This window comes from Novacetimonas sp. GS1 (assembly GCF_036686925.1).
GTDB lineage: Bacteria > Pseudomonadota > Alphaproteobacteria > Acetobacterales > Acetobacteraceae > Novacetimonas > Novacetimonas hansenii.
Genome location: NZ_VSZP01000001.1, coordinates 1,014,155 through 1,039,644, shown reverse-complemented (window position 1 = coordinate 1,039,644; position 25,490 = coordinate 1,014,155). Strand labels below are relative to the sequence as shown.

24 protein-coding genes and 3 tRNA genes are annotated in these 25,490 nt (G+C 61.2%); 10 read left to right on the top strand and 17 right to left on the bottom strand.

Features of this window, described 5'->3' with window-relative positions:
* Positions 1–127 precede the first annotated feature (127 nt).
* On the bottom strand, positions 128–1,150 hold the full coding sequence (locus FYB92_RS04840) for an adenosine kinase (protein ID WP_003621993.1): 1,023 nt from the start codon (positions 1,148–1,150) through the stop codon (positions 128–130).
* Between the two features lie 389 nt (positions 1,151–1,539).
* On the opposite strand from FYB92_RS04840, the gene FYB92_RS04835 reads away from it, so the two are divergent.
* A complete protein-coding gene (locus FYB92_RS04835; RefSeq protein WP_003621992.1) occupies positions 1,540–2,016 on the top strand; it encodes a polymer-forming cytoskeletal protein in 477 nt (158 codons plus the stop codon).
* A gap of 226 nt (positions 2,017–2,242) precedes the next feature.
* Here FYB92_RS04835 and FYB92_RS04830 read toward each other — a convergent pair whose 3' ends face one another.
* From FYB92_RS04830 to rnd, 4 genes are all read right to left on the bottom strand, one after another.
* Entirely contained in the window at positions 2,243–2,575 is a 333-nt protein-coding gene (locus tag FYB92_RS04830) for a hypothetical protein (protein ID WP_332828300.1), read from the bottom strand.
* A gap of 73 nt (positions 2,576–2,648) precedes the next feature.
* Complete coding sequence (locus FYB92_RS04825; RefSeq protein ID WP_332828299.1) at positions 2,649–3,059, bottom strand: GcrA family cell cycle regulator; 411 nt, start codon at positions 3,057–3,059, stop codon at positions 2,649–2,651.
* The gene (locus FYB92_RS04820) at positions 2,989–3,414 is read right to left on the bottom strand and encodes a GcrA family cell cycle regulator (protein WP_332828298.1); all 426 of its coding nucleotides are present in this window, start codon (positions 3,412–3,414) and stop codon (positions 2,989–2,991) included. The genes FYB92_RS04825 and FYB92_RS04820 overlap by 71 nt, the downstream gene beginning before the upstream one ends.
* A 130-nt stretch (positions 3,415–3,544) precedes the next feature.
* Positions 3,545–4,747: a ribonuclease D gene (rnd, locus tag FYB92_RS04815; RefSeq protein WP_040512892.1), complete on the bottom strand. Its 1,203-nt coding sequence runs from the start codon at positions 4,745–4,747 to the stop codon at positions 3,545–3,547.
* 121 nt (positions 4,748–4,868) lie between these two features.
* On the opposite strand from rnd, the gene queF reads away from it, so the two are divergent.
* Positions 4,869–5,366: a preQ(1) synthase gene (queF, locus tag FYB92_RS04810; RefSeq protein ID WP_003621988.1), complete on the top strand. Its 498-nt coding sequence runs from the start codon at positions 4,869–4,871 to the stop codon at positions 5,364–5,366.
* Between the two features lie 599 nt (positions 5,367–5,965).
* Here the strand turns inward: queF and atpC are convergent.
* The 7 genes from atpC to FYB92_RS04775 all read right to left on the bottom strand — a co-directional run bounded on the left by atpC (position 5,966) and on the right by FYB92_RS04775 (position 13,000).
* On the bottom strand, positions 5,966–6,391 hold the full coding sequence (gene atpC / locus FYB92_RS04805; RefSeq protein ID WP_003621987.1) for an ATP synthase F1 subunit epsilon: 426 nt from the start codon (positions 6,389–6,391) through the stop codon (positions 5,966–5,968).
* A 31-nt stretch (positions 6,392–6,422) separates the two neighbouring features.
* Positions 6,423–7,904 (bottom strand): F0F1 ATP synthase subunit beta, encoded by a 1,482-nt coding sequence (atpD, locus tag FYB92_RS04800; protein WP_003621986.1) that lies wholly within the window; start codon positions 7,902–7,904, stop codon positions 6,423–6,425.
* 31 nt (positions 7,905–7,935) lie between these two features.
* On the bottom strand, positions 7,936–8,817 hold the full coding sequence (locus tag FYB92_RS04795) for a F0F1 ATP synthase subunit gamma (RefSeq protein WP_003621985.1): 882 nt from the start codon (positions 8,815–8,817) through the stop codon (positions 7,936–7,938).
* Between the two features lie 16 nt (positions 8,818–8,833).
* Positions 8,834–10,372, bottom strand: a complete 1,539-nt coding sequence (gene atpA, locus FYB92_RS04790) for a F0F1 ATP synthase subunit alpha (RefSeq protein ID WP_048859079.1) — start codon at positions 10,370–10,372, stop codon at positions 8,834–8,836.
* On the bottom strand, positions 10,372–10,968 hold the full coding sequence (locus tag FYB92_RS04785) for a F0F1 ATP synthase subunit delta (RefSeq protein WP_003621980.1): 597 nt from the start codon (positions 10,966–10,968) through the stop codon (positions 10,372–10,374). The genes atpA and FYB92_RS04785 overlap by 1 nt, the downstream gene beginning before the upstream one ends.
* A 310-nt stretch (positions 10,969–11,278) precedes the next feature.
* Positions 11,279–12,799, bottom strand: a complete 1,521-nt coding sequence (locus tag FYB92_RS04780) for an MFS transporter (RefSeq protein ID WP_332828297.1) — start codon at positions 12,797–12,799, stop codon at positions 11,279–11,281.
* A 127-nt stretch (positions 12,800–12,926) separates the two neighbouring features.
* Positions 12,927–13,000 (bottom strand) — tRNA-Gly (locus FYB92_RS04775).
* A gap of 241 nt (positions 13,001–13,241) precedes the next feature.
* Between FYB92_RS04775 and FYB92_RS04770 the strand changes: the two genes are divergently transcribed.
* The 4 genes from FYB92_RS04770 (at position 13,242) to FYB92_RS04755 (ending at position 14,760) form a co-directional block, all read left to right on the top strand.
* Positions 13,242–13,318: transfer RNA gene (locus tag FYB92_RS04770), tRNA-Trp, on the top strand.
* Between the two features lie 138 nt (positions 13,319–13,456).
* Positions 13,457–13,651 (top strand): preprotein translocase subunit SecE, encoded by a 195-nt coding sequence (secE, locus tag FYB92_RS04765; RefSeq protein ID WP_040512887.1) that lies wholly within the window; start codon positions 13,457–13,459, stop codon positions 13,649–13,651.
* Positions 13,652–13,659: 8 nt separating this feature from the next.
* On the top strand, positions 13,660–14,190 hold the full coding sequence (gene nusG, locus FYB92_RS04760) for a transcription termination/antitermination protein NusG (RefSeq protein WP_003621974.1): 531 nt from the start codon (positions 13,660–13,662) through the stop codon (positions 14,188–14,190).
* Between the two features lie 180 nt (positions 14,191–14,370).
* Positions 14,371–14,760, top strand: a complete 390-nt coding sequence (locus FYB92_RS04755; protein WP_239016111.1) for a cupin domain-containing protein — start codon at positions 14,371–14,373, stop codon at positions 14,758–14,760.
* Positions 14,761–15,173: 413 nt separating this feature from the next.
* Here FYB92_RS04755 and FYB92_RS04750 read toward each other — a convergent pair whose 3' ends face one another.
* The 3 genes from FYB92_RS04750 to FYB92_RS04740 are packed head-to-tail and all read right to left on the bottom strand — an operon-like array spanning position 15,174 to position 18,992.
* On the bottom strand, positions 15,174–15,809 hold the full coding sequence (locus FYB92_RS04750; protein ID WP_062809445.1) for a membrane integrity-associated transporter subunit PqiC: 636 nt from the start codon (positions 15,807–15,809) through the stop codon (positions 15,174–15,176).
* A gap of 4 nt (positions 15,810–15,813) precedes the next feature.
* Positions 15,814–17,430, bottom strand: a complete 1,617-nt coding sequence (locus FYB92_RS04745) for an intermembrane transport protein PqiB (RefSeq protein WP_225578822.1) — start codon at positions 17,428–17,430, stop codon at positions 15,814–15,816.
* Between the two features lie 44 nt (positions 17,431–17,474).
* Positions 17,475–18,992 (bottom strand): paraquat-inducible protein A, encoded by a 1,518-nt coding sequence (locus FYB92_RS04740; protein ID WP_003621965.1) that lies wholly within the window; start codon positions 18,990–18,992, stop codon positions 17,475–17,477.
* A 95-nt stretch (positions 18,993–19,087) separates the two neighbouring features.
* On the opposite strand from FYB92_RS04740, the gene FYB92_RS04735 reads away from it, so the two are divergent.
* Positions 19,088–19,162, top strand: a tRNA-Thr gene (locus FYB92_RS04735).
* Positions 19,163–19,578: 416 nt separating this feature from the next.
* Here FYB92_RS04735 and FYB92_RS04730 read toward each other — a convergent pair.
* A complete protein-coding gene (locus tag FYB92_RS04730) occupies positions 19,579–20,034 on the bottom strand; it encodes a hypothetical protein (RefSeq protein ID WP_040512882.1) in 456 nt (151 codons plus the stop codon).
* Positions 20,035–20,236: 202 nt separating this feature from the next.
* Here FYB92_RS04730 and FYB92_RS04725 point away from each other — a divergent pair, with 202 nt between their 5' ends.
* Positions 20,237–20,644, top strand: a complete 408-nt coding sequence (locus tag FYB92_RS04725) for a hypothetical protein (protein ID WP_332828296.1) — start codon at positions 20,237–20,239, stop codon at positions 20,642–20,644.
* 515 nt (positions 20,645–21,159) lie between these two features.
* On the opposite strand, the gene FYB92_RS04720 is transcribed toward FYB92_RS04725, so the two are convergent.
* Positions 21,160–21,351: a hypothetical protein gene (locus tag FYB92_RS04720; protein ID WP_062810009.1), complete on the bottom strand. Its 192-nt coding sequence runs from the start codon at positions 21,349–21,351 to the stop codon at positions 21,160–21,162.
* Positions 21,352–22,193: 842 nt separating this feature from the next.
* Here FYB92_RS04720 and FYB92_RS04715 point away from each other — a divergent pair.
* Both FYB92_RS04715 and FYB92_RS04710 read left to right on the top strand, forming a co-directional pair.
* Positions 22,194–23,705, top strand: coding sequence for an aldehyde dehydrogenase family protein (locus FYB92_RS04715; protein WP_003621955.1), 1,512 nt, complete (start codon positions 22,194–22,196; stop codon positions 23,703–23,705).
* Between the two features lie 211 nt (positions 23,706–23,916).
* A complete protein-coding gene (locus FYB92_RS04710) occupies positions 23,917–25,197 on the top strand; it encodes an NAD(P)/FAD-dependent oxidoreductase (protein WP_332828295.1) in 1,281 nt (426 codons plus the stop codon).
* Positions 25,198–25,490 lie beyond the last annotated feature (293 nt).

Genomic DNA, 25,490 nt, shown 5'->3' with positions numbered 1-25,490 from the left:
GTTCAGGCCCGAGCGACATGGCGGCATTGTTTGGTGCTGTGGCGTAGATAGAGGGGACTGGCGCGGATTGCACGTGAAACTTCACGTCATCCGCGCATGTCGGTGATGAATTCTGTCCTGTGCGCGATCAGAACCCCATATCCTGGCGCATATTGATCAGCGGACGCGCGCCATAGTGGGAGATCACTTCGGACGCCGCGACACTGCCAAGGCGACCGCATTCGGACAGTTGCCGCCCCGACGTCCATCCCGCCAGGAAGCCCGCGGCATAGGCATCGCCCGCCCCGGTGGTATCCACGACCTGCGTGCGCACGCTGTCGATGGTGATCTGCTGCTTGTCCTGCACGATCACGCTGCCTTTCTCGCTGCGGGTCAGGACGGCGAAATGCGTATCAGCCGCGACATGGCGCAGGGCATCGTCGAATTCCGTGACCTGATAAAGCGAGAGGATCTCCACCTCATTGGCGAACAGGATATCGACATGCCCACGCACGAGGTCAAGGAACGCGTCGCGGTGGCGGTCCACACAGAACGCATCCGACAGCGACAGCGCAACCCGGCGGCCCGCCGCGTGGGCGATTTCGGCCGCACGGCGGAATGCGGCCTGTGCCTCCGGCCGGTCAAACAGGTAGCCTTCCATATAAGTCACCTTGGAGGAGGCCACCACATCGGGCAGCACGTCGTCGGGGCCGAACGACACGCAGGCGCCAAGATAGGTGTTCATCGTGCGCTGTCCGTCAGGGGTGACAAGGATCAGGCAGCTTGCGGTTGGCTGCTGCTCCGCCTCATGCCCCTTGAGCGGGGAAGACGGGAAATACACGCCCGCCGCCTGCATGTCGGCGGCAAAGGCCCGGCCCGTCGCATCGTCCGCGACCTTGCCCAGATAGGCGACGCGCGCGCCCATGTTCGACGCCACGACGCAGGTATTGGCGGCCGACCCGCCGCCCATTTCCTTTTCACGGCGGATCGCGCGGCCAAGTTCCTGCGCACGCACGGCATCAACCAGCATCATGCCGCCGGGCGTCATGTCATTGGCGGCCAGGAAGGAAGGTTCCACGGGGGCGAGGATATCAACAATCGCATTGCCGATCCCAAGGATGTCAAACCTGCATTCAGAGGCCTGCCCCGAATTTTCCGTGTTCTTTTCCACCTGTCCGTCCCCTCTTTAGCGCATTGCATGGCGTCATCGTGCGCACATCGCCATGAAATGACCAATATTGCGTATGACTAAGTTGCGCATTCGCTATCACCGGGGCAGGAAAACCGCAATGGCGGCATGCTTTTCACCATTGCCGCGCGACGTATGCCCTTGTCGCAGGGACATGCACGCGTATAACCAAAACAAGAGCAGGAACCTGCCCGAGCGAAGAGTGATCCAGACTATTCCCAGCACCGGATACAGCCAGATGAAGCGGGGTAATATTGTTCAGACGTCGTAAGCCAGAAGAGGCCAAGCCGCCCGCGCAGCCTCAGGCAGCCACTCCGCAAGCCGCGCGCCCAGCGCCTTCTTCCACACCAGCCAACAAGGAAAACGCGCCGATGGCCCGTCCGCCCTTCAACCAGACCCCCAATGCCACGCCCGCCAGCGCCACACGTCCGGGCATGCCCGCGACCGGTGCGAAAAAGGACAATGACCGCCGCACGCTGGTCGTTGGCCGTGGCATCAGCGTCCAGGGCACCATCAAGGACGCCGAACGCCTGGTCGTGGAAGGCATGGTCGAGTCTTCCATGATCAACGCCACCGAACTGCAGATCGCGGACGGCGGCGTGTTCAAGGGCGAGGTCGAGGTCGAGGACGCGGAACTTGCAGGGACCATCGACGGTACGCTGACGGTACGTGGCGGGCTGACGATCCGGTCCACCGGACGCCTGCTGGGCACGGCGAAATGCCGCCGCCTGAAGGTCGAAGATGGTGGCCAGGTTTCGGGACAGTTGGAAATGATCACCGCGCCCGCGGCCCCTGCCGCCCCCGCACCGGCCCCCGCCGCCCCGGTGGAAAAGCCGCCGACCCCCTGATCGACAAGACAGGGCTGCTCCCCCGACCATGATGCCCGCTGGCCCGTGCGCCGCACATCACGGGTGTCATGGCCGGGTGGGGCGATGCCCCATGCAGGGGCATGATACAGAAATGTCCCATGAAAAAAGCCGCCGGGAACATGATGTTCCGGCGGCTTTTTCATGCCGTGTCCCACTTCCACAGGATGTGGCCACATGGGAACGGTCTGGAACGACAGGCCCGATCCTATCGGATGGCAGGATTTATGGTGAAGCCCGCGACCAGAATCTTCTTGTGAACAGCATGTCCGGGCAAAGCTTTTGAAAAAAGCCTTCCCAAAAACATGTGTTGCTTCAGGCGGCACGCTTTAATGCGCCAAGAGACTGCTTGAAAAGTCAGGCTTGATAACATCCTGAAATTATAAAGGTTTTTTGGTGAAGCTTTTTCCAAAAGCTTCAGAAGACACCGCCTTTTTCGATCAAAAGGCGGCACCCAAAAACTTTTCCTGTTTTTTATCAATGATGAAAACGCTCGGGCGCTGTCTTTTTTCAAAGACAGCGTTCTTGCACGACGTTTCACCAAAATATTTATAATTGCAGTGGATTACTGCGCCCGCCGTTTCAAACAGTGCCCCACAGGGGCCTGGGTCACATCAGGCCACGTTGTCACGACGATCACGCAGCTTCACATACGCAAGCTGCGCATGTTCGGCGCAATAGGGCTTACCCGGCAGCGGCGGCGCGCCACAGAAATGGAAGCCCGGCGTGCCCGGATCACCCAGCGGCCAGCAGCAGGACTGGCTGCTGCGGCGGCGCGGCGGGGCCACGGCGGCGCGGGCGGCGGCGGCACGTTCGGCACGCGTGGGTGTGGCCTTGCGCGGGGCCTTGGCCGCAGGCGTCACGGGTTCCTCTGCCGCGACAGCCGGGGCTGCGGCAGGCGCAGGGGCAGGGGCAGGCTTGGGGGCCTGTTCGACGGGTTTGGGCGCGGCAACATCAACACTGGCCGCCGGGGGGGGCGACTGCGGCTGGGGGGGGGGCGACCGGGGCTGCGGGGATGACGGCACTCGCCACGGCGGGGGCCTCCTCCACCTTCACCGTAGGGGCAGGCGGTGCGACGGGAACTGCCTTTGCCGTGATGGTGGCGGGGTCTGCCGAAGGTACGGCCACAGCAGGGGCTGGGGCCGGGGTTGGGGGCACGGCGGTCGCCACGGCGGCATCAGGCGCCTTATCCGCGGGCTTGTCCGCCTTCGTCCCCCTGCGGATGGGTGACGGGCGCGGCTTGAGGCCCAGCCGATGCGCCTTTCCAACGACCGCGTTCTTGGTCACTGACAACTGGCGGCCAATTTCCGCCGTTGACAATCCCTGCTGCCACAGGTCGCGAAGACGCGCGATCGTCTCCTCGGTCCATTCCATCGCCATCGCTCACACTCCATTACGCGGAATTGGGGGCAAAATAGGCTTATATTGTAGGTGACTCAACCTGCATGCCACAAAATCTTGTGGACAAGGGTGGAGATAACCTGTTCGCAACCATGGTAAAACCTGCGGACTATGCGCCCTGCCCCTTGGCGCGGATCAGTTGGACCGCCCCATCGGCCACCCCAAGCGTCAGTTCACCCGCCTTCAGCGCCATTGCCTGCGCGCCAAAAACCTCCCGCCGCCAGCCTTGCAGGGCCGGGATTTCGGGCGCGTCCTCCAGCGCAAGGCGGTCGATATCCTCTGCCGAGGCCACAAGCTTTGGCGCGACACGATGGCGTTCGCAGCACGCCGCAAGCAATACCTTGAGCATCGCCACAAGGGCGGCCGACGGACGTGCCGCATCCTTGCCACGTCCCTTTGGCGGGCGCGGCAGGCTAGCGTCAGGTTCGTGCCGCGCCTTTGCGATGACCTCCAGCAAGGCCTGCCCGCTGCGCCCCTCGGCAAAGCCGCGTGAAATGCCGCGCACACGCGCCAGCGCATCGACGTCACCGGGGCTGGTGGCGGCGATTTCCATCAGGCTTTCATCCTTCATCAAGCGCTGGCGCGGGACATTGACGCGCTGCGCCTCGTGCTCGCGCCAGGCCGTGATCGCACGCAGCATACCCAACATGCGGCGATTATTCGTGCGCGGGCGCATACGCTCCCACAATGTCTGCGGATCAGGCCGGAAGGTCGCGGGGGAGTTCAGGACATCCATCTCCGCCGTCATCCAGTCCTTGCGCCCTTCCCTGTCCAGTTGTGCCACCAGCCGCTGATAAACTTCGCGCAGGTAGGTGACATCAGCGGCGGCATACTCAATCTGCGCCGCCGACAAAGGACGCGCGGCCCAGTCGGAAAAACGGTGTGATTTGTCAATCTGCGCCCCCACAACGGACGCAACCAGACTGTCATACCCGACCTGATCGCCATATCCGGCCACCATCGCCGCAACCTGTGTATCAAACAGCGGCTGTGGCAGGCGATCGAACAGATGCAGGAAAATTTCCAGATCCTGACGGGCCGCATGGAACACCTTGATAACCCCTTCATCCGCAAGGAGTTCACCAAGCGGGGCGAGATCCATGCCGGGGGCCAGTGCATCGACCACCACGACCTCGTCCGCGCTGGCAAGCTGCACCAGACACAATTCCGGCCAATAGGTGCGTTCGCGCACGAATTCCGTGTCGATGGTAATGAAGGGTTCGCGACGCAGCCGCGCGCTGACCGCGCCCAGCTCTGCCGTTGTGGTCACAAGGACCGGATCAGGGAATTCGGTTCGGGATGCAGGTGCCATGACTGCTGTGTTATCATGACGCGCACAGGTTGCAACAGCAGGCAAAATCGCATGGCCATCCATTGACGGTGCCATATCCCGTCCGGCATCACCCGCCCATCAGGCAAACCGTGGAAAGAAAATGCCCATGACCTCCTCCCCCCCTCCCGCCGGCACGCCGGATGATGGCAGCCAGTTACTGACACAGTTGGGCCGCAACACGACCCAGCCCGCCAGCCCCGAAGACGCCATATTGGAACGTGTGCCCGCCCCCGATGCCGACAGGCGCTATGTCGTGCGCTTCACCGCACCGGAATTCACCTCCCTGTGTCCCGTAACAGGACAACCGGATTTCGCACATATCGTCATCGATTATATCCCGCGCGCATGGATCGTGGAGAGCAAGTCGCTCAAGCTGTTCCTGACCAGCTTTCGCAACCATGGCTCTTTCCACGAAAAATGCTCCATGCAGATCGCAACCACGCTGGTGGACCTGCTTGATCCCGTATGGCTGCGGATCGGGGCATACTGGTATCCGCGCGGCGGCATGCCGATTGATGTGTTCTGGCAGACCGGCGCCCCGCCCGAAGGCACGTGGATACCGGCACAGGACGTACCCGGATATCGTGGACGCGGCTGATACCGGTCATCCATGAAAACGCCCGGAAAGCACATATCGACAAAAAGAAACGTCATAAAGGCTTTTTGAAAATATCCCATCAATGCCGGAAGGATGAAATGATCCGGGCATTTCCTTTTCCAAAAAGGAAATGCCTTTCAAAGCTTTGGGGGAAAATATTCAACAGGAACCTGCATTGTTTCAGTCGGTTGCTGACTTTAAATTCCAAACACTCTCCCAGACACCATTTCTTCAAAAGAATAGCGATATTCTTCGAGTTTTCTGTAATTTACCAAGAACTTCAAGGGATATAAGAAATTATTTTAAAAACAAACCATTGATAAAAATAAGAAAGTTTTTGGGTGCCGCCTTTTGATCGAAAAAGGCGGCGTCTTCTGAAGCTTTTTGGAAAAAGCTTCACCAAAAAACCTTTATGATTTCAGTATGTGATCAAGCCTGACTTTTCAAACAGTCTCTCACACGCCAAAATCCCGATCCGTTACAAATACCCCTGAAACATAAGGATAGTCCTGAATACTCCCCGGGACTTCCTGCCATAAAAAAACGGCACCCCCTGCGGGATGCCGTTTTTCATGATGGGTCGTGCAAAAACCGCGTCGTCAGATGGACATCTCTGGCGTGGCGCTTTTTGCTGCATCGATTTCCGCACGGGCGGACTGCATCTTGTCCATCAGGATATCCAGAGCCGGGACATTCATCTTGTCCGCCTCGTCATAGGATTTTTCCAGTGCGGTCAGGCGGGACTGCGCATCGGTTGCGGAAAGGTCCGCAACCGGCGTCGCATGGTCCGCCAGAATGGTGCAGTGGTCCGGCGTCATGTCGGCAAAACCACCAGACACGAAGAAACGATGGGCAATGGCGTCGCCCTCGTAAATCTCGACAACGCCACCGCGCAGCATCAGCATCAGCGGCGCATGCTCCGGCATCGCGGCGATATCGCCCTCGGAACCGGGCATGACCACCATGTCAGCCGTGTGGGAGAAGAGGGTCTTCTCCGGGCTGACAATCTCGACCTTAATCGGCATGGTCTGTCTTCCTTGCGTCAGGGGCCAGTAATCAGGCCGATTCCTTCATCTTCTCGGCCTTGGCCACCGCTTCCTCGATCGCGCCAACCATATAGAACGCGCTTTCGGGCAGGTGGTCATATTCGCCCGCGACAATCGCCTTGAACGAACGCACCGTATCAGCCAGCGAAACCAGCTTGCCCGGCGCACCGGTAAAGACTTCGGCCACATGGAACGGCTGCGACAGGAAGCGCTGGATACGACGCGCACGCGCCACCACCAGCTTGTCGTCTTCCGACAGTTCATCCATGCCAAGGATGGCAATGATGTCCTGCAGCGACTTGTAGGTCTGCAAGATACGCTGCACGTCGCGCGCCACCTGGTAATGTTCGTCGCCCACGATCTTGGGGTCGAGCGAGCGGGAGGTGGAATCCAGCGGGTCAACAGCAGGATAGATGCCCATTTCCGCGATGGAACGGTTCAGCACCGTCGTCGCATCAAGATGGGCAAAGGTTGCAGCAGGCGCCGGATCGGTCAGGTCATCGGCGGGAACATACACAGCCTGCACCGAGGTGATCGACCCCTTCTTGGTGGAGGTGATGCGTTCCTGCAGGGCGCCCATTTCCGTCGCCAGCGTCGGCTGATAGCCCACGGCGGACGGGATACGGCCCAGAAGCGCGGACACTTCGGCACCGGCCTGCGTGAAGCGGAAGATGTTGTCCACAAAGAACAGCACGTCCTGACCTTCGACATCGCGGAAATATTCCGCAACCGTGACGCCCGACAGGGCCACACGGGCACGCGCGCCCGGCGGCTCGTTCATCTGGCCATAGACCAGTGCGACCTTTGACCCTTCGGTGGAGTCGCCATCAAGCTTGATGACGCCCGCGTCCTGCATTTCGTAATACAGGTCGTTACCTTCACGGGTACGTTCACCCACACCCGCGAACACGGACACGCCGCCATGCGCCTTGGCGATGTTGTTGATCAGTTCCTGGATGATAACCGTCTTGCCGACGCCCGCACCACCGAACAGGCCAACCTTGCCCCCCTTCAGGTAGGGGCACAGCAGGTCAACGACCTTGATGCCCGTGGGCAGGATTTCGGTCGCGGCCGCCTGTTCGTCGAATGCGGGGGCGGAACGGTGGATCGGCGAACGACCCTTTGCCAGAACCGGGCCACGATCATCAATCGGTTCACCGATGACGTTGAGGATACGGCCAAGCGTGCCCGGCCCGACCGGCACCGTGATCTGCGACCCGGTGGCGACGACTTCGGTGCCGCGGCTCAGGCCATCGGTCGTGTCCATCGCGATGCAGCGGACTTCGTGTTCGCCGATTTCCTGCGCGACTTCGAGGACCAGCGTCTGGCCGTTGAGAGAGACATGCAGCGCATCGAGGATATGCGGCAGCGTGCCTTCGAACTGGACATCGACGACGGCGCCGCGGATCTGCGTCACACGGCCGACGACGTTGCTTTTCTGCGACTGCCCCTGTGTGGAGACAGGAGCCTCGTGAGTTGTGGTTTCCGACATGGGACAGCTCCTGGAGCGTGGAGACCGATCTTCAGACTGCCTGGGCGCCCGAAATGATCTCGATCAGTTCATTGGTGATATTGGTCTGGCGGGTGCGGTTATAGGTCAGCGTCAGGCGGTCAATGGCCTTGCCCGCGTTACGCGTGGCACTGTCCATCGCCGTCATCCGCGCACCGTTTTCACCCGCGGCGGTTTCAAGCATGGTCGCATAGATCTGGACCTGCAGGTTGCGCGGCAGCAGGCGCGACAGCAGCGCGCCTTCATCCGGCTCGAACTCATAGGCCGCGGTTTCGCCCGCTGCCTCGTTGTCGTTACCCGCAAGCGCCAGCGGAATCAGCTGCATTTCCGTCGGGACCTGCGACATGACATTCTGGAAGCGGTTATAGACCAGCGTGCAGACATCGAATTCGTCGCGGTCCAGCATGCCGGAAATCTTCTCGCCAAGGTCGGCGGCGACCTTGAACGACACGTCCTTGCCCGACGCCATATGGATATGGCCGACGATCAGGTCCGAAAAGTCGCGCGACAGATATTCGAACGTCTTGCGCCCCACCGGCAGCAGACGCACGGTCTTGCCTTCCGCCTGAAGCTTCAGGATCATGTCGCGCGTCTTGCGGTTGATGTTGGAGTTGAAGGCCCCCGCGAGACCGCGGTCACTCGACATCGGCACCAGCAGGTGGGTGGCGCTGCCCCCCGTCCCCACGAGCAGCTTGGGCTGTCCGCCCTCACCGCCCATGCTGCGGGCAACCTCGGCGAGCATGCGGCGCATCGCGTCGGCATAGGGGCGCGCCGCCGCTGCGCGGGTTTCCGCCCGACGCAGCTTGGCCGCAGCGACCATTTTCATCGCGCTGGTGATCTTTCGCGTCGATTTGACGCTGCCGATCCGTGCGCGCAGTTCCTTCAGGGAAGCCATGGATGCGCGTTCTTCCTCAGTTGACGAACTGACGGCCGAACGTCGTCAGGAAATCGTTCAGTCGGCTTTCGATATCCTTGGTCAGCTGACGCTGGGTACGGATGGATTCAAGGATGTCCTTGCCTGCCGAACGCGTTTCCTCAAGCAGACGCTTTTCATACGTCGTGACCTGGTTCACCGGCACGGCATCGATATAGCCACGGGTGCCTGCATACAGCACGACCACCTGTTCCTCGACCGAGAGCGGGGAGGTTTCGGGCTGCTTGAGCAGTTCGACAAGGCGTGCGCCACGGGCAAGCTGCTTCTGCGTCGCGGGATCAAGATCCGACGCGAACTGCGAGAACGCAGCCATTTCGCGATACTGCGCCAGTTCCAGCTTGATCTTGCCGGCCACCTGCTTCATCGCCTTGATCTGCGCGGCGGACCCGACGCGCGACACGGAACCACCAACATTCACCGCCGGGCGGATGCCGCGATAGAACAGGTCGGTTTCAAGGAACACCTGACCGTCGGTGATGGAAATCACGTTGGTCGGGATATAGGCGGACACGTCACCTGCCTGCGTCTCGATCACCGGCAGGGCCGTCAGCGAACCGGCGCCGAACTTGTCGGACATCTTCGCCGCGCGTTCCAGCAGGCGCGAATGCAGATAGAACACGTCACCCGGATAGGCTTCGCGTCCCGGCGGACGACGCAGCAGCAGCGACATCTGGCGATAGGCGACGGCCTGCTTCGACAGGTCATCATACACGATCAGGGCATGCATGCCGTTATCGCGGAAATATTCCCCCATGGAGCACGCGGCATACGGCGCCAGATACTGCATCGGGGCCGGGTCGGACGCGGTGGCCGCCACGACGATGGAATATTCCATCGCGCCGGTTTCCTCCAGCGTGCGGACCAGCTGCGCCACGGTGGAACGCTTCTGCCCGATGGCGACATAGATGCAATAGAGCGACTTGGACTCGTCACCCAGGGCATTGACGCCCTTCTGGTTGACGATGGTGTCGATCAGGATTGCGGTCTTGCCGGTCTGGCGATCACCGATGATCAGTTCGCGCTGGCCACGCCCGATGGGCACAAGCGCGTCGATCGCCTTGATGCCGGTCTGCATCGGCTCGCTCACGGACTGGCGGGGCATGATGCCCGGGGCCTTGATTTCCGCGCGCTTGCTGATGACATCACCAACCAGCGGCCCCTTGCCGTCGATCGGGTTGCCAAGGCCATCGACCACACGGCCGAGCAGGGCCTTGCCGGTCGGAACCTCGACCACCTTGCCGGTGCGCGCGACGGTGTCGCCTTCACGCATCGCCGTATCATCACCGAAGATGACGACGCCGACATTGTCGTTTTCAAGGTTCAGCGCCATGCCGTGCTGGCCGGTGGCGGGGAAGACCAGCATTTCGCCGGCTTCCACATTCTGCAGCCCGTAAACACGGGCGATGCCGTCACCAACCGACAGGATGGTGCCGGTTTCGGCAACATCGACGGACTGGTCGAACGTGGCGATCTGCTGCTTGAGGATATCCGAAATCTCGGAGGGGCGGATTTCCATCACGCGGCTCCCTTCATGGCATGATGCAGGCGGGTAAGGCGGGATCTGAGGCTGGTATCATACAGGCGGGCGCCTACGCGCACGACCAGACCGCCCAGCAGCGCCGCGTCAACACGCTCCTGGATATTGACTTTGGAATAGCCGGCCTCGGCGAGGCGGCCGCGAAGCTGTGCGCGCTGCACATCGTTGAGGGGGTGGGCGGAGACAACGTCCGCCACCACCTCGCCCCGGCGGGCAGCGGCAATTGCCGCCAGGGCGGCAAGAATTTCACGAAGGTGCGGCAGGCGGCGGTTTGTCGCCACCACGCCGACGAAATCACGGATCAGCGGGTCGAACCCTTCCTTGTCCAGCACGGCGAGCAGCGCACGCGTGGCCTGACGGATATCAAGGGTGCGATCGACCAGCACGGAGGACAGGTCCGCGCTCTGCTCCAGCATGGAGGACAGGGCCTTCGCCTGGTCCAGCACAAGGTCGAGCTTCTGCTTGTCGGAGGCAAGGTCATAGAGCGCCGTCGCGTAACGGCCCGCAAGGCCATTGGCAATGGAGGCGATTGGTATTGAGGTCGTTCCAGTCGAATCCACTGTCCGCTTTTCCAATCCAGAATCGTGGGTCACACAAACAAGCTGCAGGCCCCGGAACACGACAGGCCCCAAGCTCTGCTGGCGCGGCTCTAGCACGCTGTACCGACCCACGCAACCGACACGGCCCTGCCCCGCCGCAGATTGTTTCACCGCGTGCCGTGGCATGGTCGTTCCGGCGGATCAGGCCACCGTCCCATAGCGGGGCGTAGCATACATACCTGCCCCCCGTTCGGGAATAGAGTTCATGAACGATTCGTCATGATATGGCCGACAGGGCGCGCGCACTGCGCATGCCCATCATGCGAAAACCGCATCACCAGACATGTCACGCCTGCCGCCCACCACCGCCCGAAGCGCGCGCGGCTTCCTCCCCGGCCATCAGCGCCGCCACCGCCTGCGTGCTGGCGCGGGCGCGGGCGCTGGTCACGACGATCCCGATGATCGCGATCAGCACCGCCGCCGCAAACATCCCCCACCACATGCGATGCGTCGCCTGTGCGAACAGCGCCCAGTCGATCCTGCCCGCCTGCCCCGCAGCGCCCCCCGTCAGCGTGCCACACAGCGCAATGCCCAGCAGCACCCCGATCTGGCGGCTGGTGGAGGCCAGGGCCGCGGCGACCCCGGCCTGGCTGCGGGGCATGCCTGCAACGGCCGCGTTGGTGATGGGCGCATTGCACAGCCCGAACCCACACCCGCACAGCCCATAGGCCGCAAGCAGCACCCCAAGTGGCGTTGCGGCGGACAATTGCGTCAGCAGCAGCGCACTGACCGCAAATCCCAACGCGGATAGCAGCAGCGGCACCCGCGCGCCAATCCGCCCGACCAGACGCCCCGACAGCGGTGCGCAGATACTGCTGCATACGGCAAAGGGCAGGGTACACAGCCCCGCATGCAGGGCCGACATCGCGCGCGCGCCCTGAAGATAGAGGGTATTGAGGAACAGGAACGCACTGAACACCGCAAAGGCAAGGATGGCGGTCACGATCGCCCCCGAAAACGGCAGGGCATGGAAAAAGCGCAGATCCACCAACGGGGCCGTGCTGCGCTGTTCCACGATCACAAAGCCGACCATCGCCAGCACACCCAGCGACAGGAAACCGGAAATAACCGAGTCACCCCAGCCGAAATCGCGCACTTCAATCAGGGCCGCGGTCAGCATCGCCAGCGTCACCATCACCAGCAATTGCCCCGGCGCATCGAACGGGCGGATATGCGGGGCGCGGGATTCGGGAATAAAACGCAGGCTGAGGAAAATCGCCATAGCCCCGATCGGCACGTTCACCCAGAACACGGCCTGCCAGTTGACCCAATGGACCAGCACGCCGCCCACCACAGGCCCCAGCGCCAACGCCACACCCGACGCACCACCCCAGACCCCGATGGCCTGCGCCCGCGCGCGCGGTTCGGTAAAGACATTGGCAATGATCGACAGCGCCACGGGATTGAGCATCGCGCCACCGATTCCCTGCAACATGCGCGCGCCCACCAGCATCGTGATCGATCCCGACAGCGCACAGAGCATCGACCCGAGGCAGAACACCGAAATCCCGGCGACAAAAACCCGCCGCCGCCCCAGCCGGTCCGCAATCGCGCCCATCAGGACCAGCAGGCTGGCGACCATCAGGGTATAGCCGTCCACCACCCATTGCAGGGTGGAAAAACTGCCATGCAATGCGGTACGGATGGACGGCAGCGCCACATTGACGATGGTAACATCCATCATCACCAGCAGCAGGCTGAGACAGCATGTGACCAGCACGATGGTCGAATGGACCGGGGCGGGCGGACGTGCGGTCGAACGGGCGGGGGCCACGTCGGGGCCGGATGGCCGGATTGGGGCGGTCATGGCGTTCTGGTTCCCGTCAGTCGGAAGCACCCGCAGCCGCGACGCCCTGATGGCCCGCTGGACATGTCCGGCACGAAAACCAGTCCCGTGCGAAGCGGGGCCACAATCATCATGAAATGGGGGGGAATGGAGCGGGCGAAGGGAATCGAACCCTCCTCAGAAGCTTGGAAGGCTACTGCATTACCACTATGCTACGCCCGCCCATTTCGGCGCATGTATAATGCGGGGCGGGGCGGCGTTGCAAGCCCCCATGGCCATGCCTTTGCCACTTTACATCCGGCGGGCATGTTTTTTGTGCCCATGTGCATGAAATCGCACACGCCCCCTTGACTTTCACCTCCAGACGTATTCTTTTCCGCCTCACTGTGCCGGGTACGCATGGGCATGCCACAGGATGGGACATATCGTCGCATCCCCGCTGGCAGGTCGATAGCGGCTTTGCAGGGGTGTAGCTCAATTGGCTAGAGCGCCGGTCTCCAAAACCGGAGGTTGCGGGTTCGAGACCCTCCACCCCTGCCATTCTCCGGTCGGGATAATTTCCTCCCTTCCGGCTTGGCATATTTTGGTCAGGGCGACGCCGTGCTGACCGGATTTCAGGCCCCCGCGCCCGCCGGGCATCCCGGTCAGGCGCGTCGGGTGTTGCAGGAAGGATGTTTCGTGTCGGTCAGTCCCGCGAAATTTGTAGAAGAAGTCCGCGCAGAGGCGAAAAAGGTCACATGGCCCACACGCCGCGCGACACTGATGACGACGGGCGCGGTCCTGGCGATGGCCGGGCTGGCATCGGTATTTTTCTTCCTCGTCGACGAGGTGATCGGCCTTGGCGTGCGTAAATTATTTGGACTGGGAGGCTGAGTTCAGCCATGGCCAAGCGGTGGTATGTCATCCACGTCTATTCGGGCTTTGAAAAGAAGATCGCCCAGCACATCACGGAACAGGCCGCCCAGAAGGGACTGGCCGACCATTTCGGGGAAATCCTGGTCCCGTCCGAGGAAGTGACCGAGGTGCGTCGCGGACAGAAGGTCAATTCCGAACGCAAGTTCTTCCCCGGCTATGTGCTGGTCAACATGGAACTGACGGACGAGGCATGGCACCTTGTCAAGGACACCCCCAAAGTGACCGGGTTCCTGGGAAGCAAGACCAAGCCGTCGCCCATTCCCAAGGCCGAGGCCGAGCGGATCATGAAGCAGGCGCAGGAAGGCGTCGAGCGCGTGCGTCCCTCTGTCACGTTCGAAGTGGGGGAACAGATCCGCGTGGCCGATGGTCCGTTCACGTCCTTCAACGGCACGATCGAGGAAGTGGACGAGGAAAAGGGTCGCCTGACCGTCAGCGTCTCCATCTTTGGCCGCTCCACACCGGTCGATCTCGAATACAATCAGGTCGAGAAAGTCTGATATCGCGCATTTCTGGCGGATCACGGCAAAGGCACCCCGACGGGTGCCTTTTTTCGTTGGTGCGCCATGGGCCGTACAGGCCATCCCGCGCTAGACTTCCCCATATATCTGGACTTCCCCGGACATATGGAAGGACGCGCAATGAACGAGCGATACAGATTCGCGGATTTCGATGAGATCATGAAGCAGTTCCCAGATCAGGCCGATACGCTGATCGTGGATGCCTATCTGAGCGATTCGGTGGAAGCGAGCATGCGGCTGTTCCGCATCTATCACCCCCTGCCCCGCCATTATCATACGCAGTGTGACGAACACCTGCTGCTGTTACGCGGCAAGCTGGAGTTTTTGATCGAGGACGAACCGCCCCGCACGTTACAGGCGGGCCAGATGGTATCCTTCCTGCGCAATGTCGTACATGGCGTCAGGCCGATCGGCACGGCCCCTGTCATCTTCTTCGCCGCCGATACCCCACGCCGCGCCCCCGATGACGTCCATTTCATAGACCCCGAAGCCGCAAAGGGTCTGAAATTCGTCAGTCATCTGAAGGACTATGCCAACACGATTGACTGAATTCAGCGGCGTTGCCCCCCATGACCCTTTGGAAATTGTGGCTTCATCAGACAGATCCGGGGGGGTAAGGAATGCGCGGCTGCCGGGGGGCGGGCGGCACGCGCATCGCCCAATGCAGGCTGCCGCAATGTATGCGGGGGCGTTGCCCCCGAACCCCCACCAAAGGGTATTACCCTTTGGAAACCGCGACTTCATCAAACAGGTCAGGGGGGGGAAGGAGTACGCGATTGCCGGGGGATGGGCTGCGCGCGCATCGCCCATACAGGCTGCCGCAATGCAGGCGGGGGCGTTGCCCCCGAACCCCCACCAAAGGGTATTACCCTTTGGAAACCATGACTTCATCAAACAGGTCAGGGGGGGGAAGGAATGCGCACTGCCGGGGGCGGGCAGCGCGCGGATGGCATAACATGCCTTCACCTGGCGTGATGCGGTGCTTCTTCGGGGGGCAATGTCTGAAGACGCTGCGCCGCACTGTCGGCCACCTGCCCCAGAAGCTGGCTTAGCCCCGCAACCATGGCCACCGCCCCGCCGCCCGATGGTGTCGTCAGGGTAAAGGCCTGTGCGGTGCCGCCTTGCGCATCGCCGGCGCGGTGGACAGACAGGGTGCCTGACAGGCGCACCTGCCCCGACGCATCGCGGGCGAACTGCGTCACGTCAAGTTCGACAAAAGCCTTTGCCGGCATGCTTGTCGCATTATTCTGCGCAAAAATGCTGCTGCCGGGCAGGCGCTGTTGCAGGTCGGCGGTCAGGGTTTCGCCAATCATCTGCGACAGGGGTTCGCTCCACGCCGCACCGGACAGGGTGGTCAGGCTGTAATTCGCCTGCTGGCCCACGATATGATCGCGGTCCAGCGTGGGCGGCACGCCGGGGGTGCGAACCTCGATCACGGCCGGGGCCTGTCCCACGGTGCTGCCCTGCGTGGGGGCAAGGCTGTAGAGCGTCGGGTCCGACGAACCGCAACCCGCCAGCAGCGGGGTCGCAGCCGCCAGCGCCAGTGCCGCGCGGCGCAGTGCAGGCGCAAAGGGCAGGATGCTCAAGGGCTGGGTCATCGCATTATCGTCCAGTAATCAGCGCCGAGGGATGGCGGGTAAGGAAATCGGACAGGAACCGCAGCGAACGCGCCGCTTCGTTAAGCTGTACGACCATCTGTTGCAGGTTGCGGTGGAAATCCGTATCGCCACCATAGCTCGACAGTAGCGAGTTCGCGTTCTTCAGCGTGGTGTCCAGCCCTGCCAGAAGCTGGGGCATCTGTGCGCGTGCATCGTGGGAAATCACCTGCAGGTTTTCCATGGACGCCCGCAACGACGAAAGCCCCTGCCGCATGTCCGCGCTGTTGATGCGCGCATCCGCGTGGGCCAGCAGGTTGTTCAGGTTTTCGCCCACCTGCGTCAACGGCATCGCCGCGACCTTATCCGTGATGGTGGACACCGAATCCATGATGCCCGCCATGCCGCCCGCCTGCCCCGGCAGGACCAGCGCGTCGCCTTCCTGTGTCATGGTGGCGGCCCGCGCGTTCTTGACAAAGGTCAGCGCGATTTCGGATTCGCCGGTCAGGAAGCTCGCACTCTGTACCGAGGCACGCAGCCCGTTGGCCACCTGCATATGCAGCAGGCTGCGCAGGGCATCGGCGGGAACCTCCTGATCGTTCAGCACGCGTTCGGGTTGCAGCTCCATCGCCACGCGCACGCGCGCCTGTCCTGTATGGGGGTCAACCAGCAGCTTCACATCATCGATCATGCCGACCTGAATGCCGAACATGGTCATCCGCCCGCCCTTCGTCAGGCCCGCGACAGGACTGGTAAGATAGGTGACAAGCGGGATGCGTTCGCGATAACCGGCGGCATCGGCCTCTTCCTGACTGTCATACAGGCGAAAGACGCTGTCCGAACTGGCCTGCACCAGATGTTCGTCCCGCGCATCGGGTGGCGCGAACGCGATGCCACCCGACAGCAGCGCCTGAAGCGACTGGAGCTTCACCTTCAGGCCACCAGCGCCCAATCCGACCTGCACGCCCGATACGTTCCAGAAACGCGTATCGGTCCGCAGATACTGGTCATAGGGGGCATGCACGAAAATCTGCACCTTGATCGGCCCGCGCCCGCCCGGCGGCAGGGTATAGCCCAGCACCTCGCCCGCGACGACATCACGAAAGAAAATCGGTGCGCCCTGCCCGATGGAACCAAGGGTGGGCGTCATCAGGGTATAGGTATGGCCCGGCTGGTCCGACCGCACACCGGGCGGGGATTCCAGCCCCTTGAAGAACGTGGTGTGGCGTCCCCCCGGCTCACCGGGGTCCATGGCGATATAGGCCCCGGACATGACGGTTTCCAGGCCGGTGATGCTGGCGCCATTGATGCGGGGACGCACCACCCAGAACCGCGCGTTACTGGTCATCATGCGCGATGCGGCGGACGTCATGCGCACGCCCACCTCCACATGATGCAGGTCATCACTCAACCGGATCGATTCGACCGTGCCGAGAGAGACAGACTTGCTCTTCACCTCCGTCTGGCCGCTGGTCAGGCCATCGGCGGTGTCGAAGGTGATGGTGATCACCGGGCCGCGCGTCGTCAGCCCCCGCCAGCCAAGATAGCCCGCAATCAGCAGGGCGACGAGGGGCACCAGCCATATGACGGAAAACCGGTATGTGCGCGTATCGGACTGCGCGATGGGGGTGGGCGAGCGCCCGTTGCGGGGATCGTTCGGGGTATCGTTCACGCCTGGTTCGGCTCCATGTTGGCAGCGGGGCGGGGGGCCGCCGCGGATGTTTGTGCGGGACGCGACGGCCCCTGCGCGGTGTCGGTGTCTGTGTCATGCATCTTCAGCACGGCACGGGGAAGGCCATCGACCAGCCTGCCGTTCATGCCGGCCGCGTCCCACATGATGCGGGGGTCAAAGCTCCATGCCGCAAACAGCGTCAGCACCACGACGGCGGCGAATGCGACCATTCCGGCATTGGCGGTCACGGTGGCCATCGCGTTGAAACGGACCACCGCCACAAGGATGGAAATCATGAAAACGTCGATCATCGACCACCGCCCCACCATATCAACCACGCGGAACAGGCGCGTACGCTGCGCCAGCCCGCGCCGTGACCCGCGCCATGTCATGATGACCATGGTGGCCAGACTGGCGATCTTGAGCATCGGGACCGTGATGCTGGCGAAAAAGACCAGCAGCGACAGGGGGATCATTCCATCGCTCCAGAGTTCGAGCGCCCCTTCGATGATGGTATGCCCGCTCCCGCCGCCCATGCGCATGAAGGTCATGACCGGATACAGGTTGGCCGGGATGTAAAAGACGACCGCCGCGATCAGATAGGCCGTCGTGCGCGTCAGCGATTCCGGCGCGCGCCGCCAGACACTGTGGCCACAGCGCGGGCACGCCCCGACACAGCGCAGGTTGCTGACGGGGTGTTCCATCTCCCCCACCAGCCCGCATGACGGGCACGCGACAAGGCGTTCGACAGGCGGCATGCCGACATCATCCACATGGACATGCGCGATTTCCACCACCGCCCCGTCATCCATGCGCGTCAGTGAATCCACCGGGCGATGTTTCCAGATCCGTTCGGTATCCAGTGTCGAATCGCTGACCGCCATCGTCAGCATCAGGCCACCGATCAGGTACACCGCCGGGCCGACATCGACATGCGCCATATCCGTCAGCTTGGTATAGGCGACGAAGATGCCAAGGATATAAACCTCCACCATCGACCATGGCCGCAGCTTTTCATACCAGATCAGGATGCCCGGCGCCCAGTTCGGCAGGGTCGGGCGTGTGCCCGCATACAGGATGGCGAACATCAGGCCGATGGCCACGGCGGGCGCCATGATCGTCACCGCCCCCACCAGCAACCCGGCCTCCCCCCACCCTTCGTGCATCAGCTCCATCGGTCCTGTCAGAAGGTCCACCGTGCGTTCGCGCCCATAGACATTGAGTGTCATGAGCGAGGACGCCAGCGCCGCAAGATAGAACGCAGCCGAGCTGATGCAGAACGCCAGCGGCGCCGCCAGGGGGGCGGTGCGCCTGCGCCGTTGCAGGTGCTGCCCACAGCGCGGGCAGGTTGCAAGCTGCCCCGGCTGTAATTCGGGCACATGCTGGTACAGTCCGCAACCGGGGCATTCCGCCAGGCCGCCAATGACACGCAGGTGCCGCACCACAGGATTATGGGCGGTCCCGGACGAATGACAGCCCAGCCGGGCGGGAAGGGTCTTGATGAATGTTCTCATGCCGGACACAGCATACAACGCGAATTAAATTGAGGAATGGCGCATTTGGCATATTGCATCCGCGTTAAACGTCGGATATCAAGCGCTCAACTTTCGCCGACATAGCTCAGGGGTAGAGCAACTGATTCGTAATCAGTAGGCCCTCGGTTCAATTCCGAGTGTCGGCACCATTTTCCCATATAATTTCAAGCAGTTAGAGTTTATGCCCTAAATTGCACAATAGCTGTGGCGGCATCGTGGAACTGTTGTTTCCCGGTATCTGTGCCTGTGCCGCAGGCTATGCGCCACCGGGATTTATCCCGTGGAATCAAGATTATATGCGACATGCCGCCACTGCCCCCACCCCCCGGCGGGGTACTGGTCACGATGACGCGACATCTTTCGCATCCGCTGGCATGTCGTCCTGTGCTGAAACATTGCAGCCATGACACGGGTGCGGGGGCGGCACCGCCAGAATGGGCCGAGCGCAATCTTATGTCATCAATTTTGAAGGCGGGTCCACACCGGGACTCCGCCAATATGGATGACGCACGCAGCCCCGACGCACGCAGCCCCCATGCCCCGTGGGCCGTCCGGGATGTGCAGGTCAGATGCCCGAATGCCTGCGCAGGAGTGCTATGGCATGCGGCCCGTCCTCAATCGCGGCGCCCAGCAGGTCACGACCAAGCGCCGTCAGCGTCAGCGGGTGCATCGAATCCAGTGCGGCATGCAGGTCGCGCCGCTTTTCTTCCGACAAAGCGGGATCATTCAGGATGCGTTGCCGCAGGGCCGCAACCATGTCAGGCCCCTTCATCGTAATCTGCACATTTTCCGGTCGGGCCAGAAACTGGCGTCCTGCATCGGTGATGGTGCTTTCGCCCATGATGCGAAATCCCTGTGCCGTTGCGGACACGCCACCAGTACAGAATCCCTGCAATTCAAGGTCGAGCAGGTTGCGCGCGCATTTCTGTTCATCCGCCCCCGGCGGGGTCTGTACCGCAACCGTCCCGCCTGCCGCCTGCATGGACATCAGCATTTCAACCTGCAGATCACGATCAATCACATTCCCGCCCCCCATGCGCACCTGTTTTTTAAATAACTGATTGACAGAAATAACAAGATTTTCTGACGCGGGCATTTTTTACCAACAACGCCCCTGTGACGCCTGCTGAAAAACGTTCCCACACGCCTTCTGATGACGTGGCGGATATGGGGTGGGGGGATGCATATTACAATTCGGCCCGCAGGGGCATGATGGTCCTGTCATGCCGGATTTCCTTCCTTCACACCCTGGCCCAGTGACTGTCCGGTTCGCGCAAAATCACCTCCACACACCGGCGCAACATACGCATGCCGCCGGTAAGAGACTGTTTGAAAACACCTCATTGATAAAAAACAGGAAAAATTTTTGGGTGCCGCCTTTCGATCGAAAAAGGCGGCGTCTTCTGAAGCTTTTTGGAAAAAGCTTCACCAAAAACCTTTATCATTTCAGTACGTTATCGCGCCTGACGTTTCAAACGGTCTCTAAGCACCTGCTGCAACTTGCACATTTCATAACCCGACAGGTCGAACCGGCCGGGTTACAGGTTCCGTTCGACCTCGATATCGCGAATGATGGTCCACGACAGGGCAGGCACATGATCGGCCGTTGGCGCGGGCACATGCCGGGATAGCGGGATACCGGGCGGCACTGCGGCGATATTATGTAGTCATGTTGGGAAAGGACGGACAAACCAGTGGCGCACTGGTCGCCTGATGGCAAAAGCGACCAGAAGAATCTGTCCGGGGGAATATTCTGTGCGCGCTCCCCTGCCCACAATCACAACGGACAGGTCTTTATTTCAAGGCAGATCAGGCCGCCGGAACAGTAAAGACACGCCCGGCACCACAGAAGGCGACACCCCCGAAGGAGTGCCGCCAACCTGAGAACAGTCACAACCGTTTGGGAAAACAGCGGTTACTGTTCGTTATTAATGACACATCTGAATAACCATACAACACGGATGTGGTAACAACGTGATGAAGTCACATCAATGTAATCCGCGCACGTGACACAATGCACGTGACACAATGACGACGGGCATAAGGGTATTTTTTTCAAAACCCCTTTGGATCATCATCCATTTTCTGGAAACAACCCCACGATACATCCGTCGTCTTCCACCCCGAAAAAACCGGGAACCGCGCGTCATGCCTGATCTAGCGGATCTTCATCACCGTCATTTTCGCGCACGCTCCACCATCCCGCCGACCATTGTGCGAATTCGGGGGTGTCTTCCTTGAACGGATTTTCAATCAACGGCTCCCCCCGCACGGCGGCGGCCTTCCCCTGTGCGGTGGGGTCTTCTGCGATGGCGGGGGTCGGGATCTGCTGGGTCATTGCCTGCTTCCTTGTAATCTGGTCGGTCCTGCGCGTGATACCGCATGCCCCCGCCAGCGTCAGCCCCATCCATATGCCCGTGCGCCCCGTGTCCCATGCATGCCACGCCCCTGCACCGATTTTGCACGAAACGCCGCCCTGAAACCCGTCTGTTCCAGAATCCGGCTGGATATTGCACAATTCCGGCCAAGCTTTCCCTCCCCCTTTCTGACACGCCCTGCATGCGCCCGGCGGGGGGAAGGCCGCCTTTATCGGGGATGGCACCCTGTCAACCACGCAAAGACCATCCACCCCGGGCCTGTGGCGCCAGGACGCGTGATCCCCCACCCTGTCACGGCTGCTCTTTTATGCAACTGCTCTTTCATCATGTTTCATTTATTGAAAATACGGAAAACAATTAATTTATAACATATTGTTATATATAGATTTTTACAGGTTTCATTATGACATTCGGTGTCTGGATCACGAATACGTGATATTTGTCGCGCTTGCGGATCACAATTTATCTATATACGGATGGATATAGACATTCCGCTGTATCCGGCGGTTTTGTTCTTTCCTCGCCGATCCCTGATACCGGCAGACCGGGGTGGAAAATGCGCGAATATTTCATCCCGGTACAGAAGTCCAAGCAACCAATGCCATAACAGAAATAAAACAGGGTTCCGCACATGAATGCCCCCATCGCGTTCCCTTGTCGCGATACGGGTTCGGGATACGGGTATCAGGTGCCCCTGCGCCGGGATCGGCAACGCCGGACGATTGGTTCGCCACGGAACTGTATTTCATACTCCCATGGAATACATGCCGGGCGACAATAAAACCACAAGGGAACATGACAAATGTCTTCCGATTACACGACCGAGAAGCCGCCGTTCAAGGCTCGTTATGAAAACTATATCGGTGGCAAGTGGCTGCCGCCGATCGAAGGCCATTACCTGACGAACACCTCGCCGGTCGATGGTCGCGTGCTTTGCGAAGTTCCCGCCTCCACCGCCGCTGACGTGGAACTCGCCCTTGATGCCGCGCACAAGGCAAAGACCGCGTGGGCCCATACCTCCCCCGCCGATCGTGCGCTGATCCTGCTCAAGGCTGCTGATCGCATGGAGCAGAACCTCGACCTGCTCGCCCGGGCCGAGACATGGGACAATGGCAAGCCCATCCGTGAAACGCTGACCGCCGACATCCCGCTGGCGATCGACCATTTCCGTTACTTCGCAGGCTGCATCCGCGCGCAGGAAGGCACCCTGAGCGAGATCACGGAAACGACCATTGCCTACCACTTCCACGAACCGCTGGGCGTTGTTGCGCAGATCATCCCGTGGAACTTCCCGCTGCTGATGGGGTCGTGGAAGCTCGCCCCCGCGCTGGTGGCCGGCAACTGCGTCGTGATGAAGCCCGCCGAAAGCACCCCCGCCAGCATACTCGTGCTGATGGAACTGATCGGGGACCTGTTCCCGCCCGGCACGCTGAACATCGTCAACGGCCTGGGCAAGGACGTGGGCGCCGCCCTGTCCAACAGCGACCGCATCGCCAAGATCGCGTTCACCGGTTCCACCCCCACGGGCAAGATGATCGCCCATGCGGCGGCCGAACACCTGATCCCCGCGACGCTGGAACTGGGTGGCAAGTCACCGAACATCTTCTTTGCCGACGTCATGGACCATGACGATGATTACCTGGACAAGGCGATCGAGGGCTTTACGATGTTCGCCCTGAACCAGGGCCAGATCTGTTCATGCCCCAGCCGTGCGCTGGTCCATGAATCGATCTATGAGAAGTTCATCGAACGCGCCCTGCCGCGCATCAAGGCGATCCGCCAGGGCAACCCGCTTGATCCGAACACTATGATGGGCGCGCAGAATTCGCACGGCCACCAGGAAAAGATCCTGTCCTACATCGACATCGGCAAGGACGAGGGCGCAGAACTGCTGACCGGTGGCGCGCGTCCCGACCTGGGCGGCGACCTGAACAAGGGGTGCTATGTGCAGCCGACCGTGTTCAAGGGCAACAACAAGATGCGCATCTTCCAGGAGGAAATCTTTGGCCCGGTTCTGGCCGTGACGACCTTCAAGACGGAAGAAGAAGCGCTGGCCATCGCCAACGACACCCCGTTCGGCCTGGGTTCAGGCGTATGGAGCCGTGACGCCAACACCTGCTATCGCGTGGGTCGTGGGCTGGAGGCCGGTCGCGTGTGGGTCAACTGCTATCACGTCTATCCCGCGCATGCGGCGTTCGGCGGTTACAAGAAGTCCGGCATCGGACGCGAGACCCACAAGATGGTGCTCGAACATTACCAGCAGACCAAGAACCTTCTGGTCAGCTACAGCGAAAAGAAGCTCGGCTTCTTCTGATCGCGGGTCGTGGCGGTGAAGGCCGCCACGGCATGATGCGCAGGCGGTGCGGCCGGGCCGGTTGTTTTTCCGGGTCGGCCGTTGCCGTCTTGTGCCCCCCTGCACCGGCATGGAGGGCGCATGACATGAACAGTTTTGATATATCAGGAATGCGACAGGGTTTTTCCCACGGGGCCGGGACACTGTGCGGCAGGGGTGAAAGAGGCAGAGGATGGCACAAAAGTTTCGGGTGGTGATTGTCGGCGGTGGTATCGCGGGCCTGGCGCTGGCAACGCGTCTGGGCGATTCCATCGGCAGGTCGGGGCGCGCGGAAATCACGCTGGTCGACAAGAGCTTTGCCCATGTGTGGAAGCCGATGCTGCATTGTTTTGCCGCAGGCACGGCCGCCAACGAAAATGACCGCATCAGTTTCCTGTCGCAGGCCAGCCGCCATCATTTCGATTTCTGGCCGGGCGAGATTTCTGACCTGGACCGCGCGGCCAAATCCATCACGCTTGCCCCCGTGGTCGAACCCTCGGGCGAGGTCATCCTGGAGGAACGCACGCTCGAATACGACGCGCTGGTGCTGTCGATCGGCAGCCGCGCCAATGATTTCGGCACCCCCGGCGTGGCGCAGCACTGCCTGTTCATCGACAACCTTGTCGAGGCCAACGGCTTTAACGAACGCTTCCGCATGGAACTGCTCAAGGCGTTTGGCAATAACGAGGAACTTGACATCGCCATCGTCGGCGGCGGGGCGACCGGCACGCAGTTGGCGGCCGAACTGCACAAGGCGCTGGACCTCGCCTCGCTCTACAGCTTTGGCAAGAAGCCGCCCACGCTGAAGATCACGCTGCTGGAGGCGGGGCCACGCATCCTGCCTGCTTTCCCTGAATCCGTATCCGCCGCCGCGCAAAAGCAGCTTGAGGCGATCGGTGTGACGGTCCAGACCTCTGCCATGGTCAGCGGCGCGGATGAAAAGGGCTTCCTGCTCAAGGATGGCACGCGCATTCCCGCCACCCTGCGTGTATGGGCGGCAGGTGTGAAGGCACCGGACGTGACGCGCAGGTTCGCCGGGCTGAAACTGTCGCGCTCTGGACAGTTGGAGGTGCGGCCCACGTTGCAGCTTCTCGAAGATGACAACATCTTCGCCATGGGCGACTGCGCCTTCATCGCGGAAAAGCCGGTGGCCCCGACCGCACAGGTCGCCCGCCAGCAGGCGCACCACCTTGCGCGCTACATGCCGCGCTGGATCAATGGCGGGCAGTTGCGGCCCTTTGCCTTCAATAACAAGGGCGCGGTCGTCGCCCTGGGCGATTACAATGGCTGGGGCACCTTCCCCGGTGGCAAGGTGTTCGGTGGCGGATGGCTCAAGGGCATCAGCGCACGCATGGTTCACCTGATGCTGTATCGCCAGCACCAGTTCGAACTTTACGGCACATTCCGGGGCCTCGTTTCGTGCCTTGTAGACTGGCTGGATGTATTCGTGCGACCCTCGATCCGGCTGGATTAAGGGCAGATGCCGCGGCACTCTGCGCCACGCAAGATGCGCAGAGTGCCTGCCCTGCCGTTCAGGAAACATCCTGTGCGGGTTTCTGAAAGACTGTTTGAAAAGTCAGTCTTAATAATATCCTGAAATTATAAAGGTTTTTGGTGAATCCTTTTTCCAAAAAGCTTCAAAAGACGCCGCCTTTTTCGATCAAGAGGCAGCACCCAAAAACTTTCCTTGTTTTTTTATCAACAAGTTATTTTCAAACACTCTCTGAAAAAATCCTTACCCGGCATTTTGCATGTTCCAGAACAGTG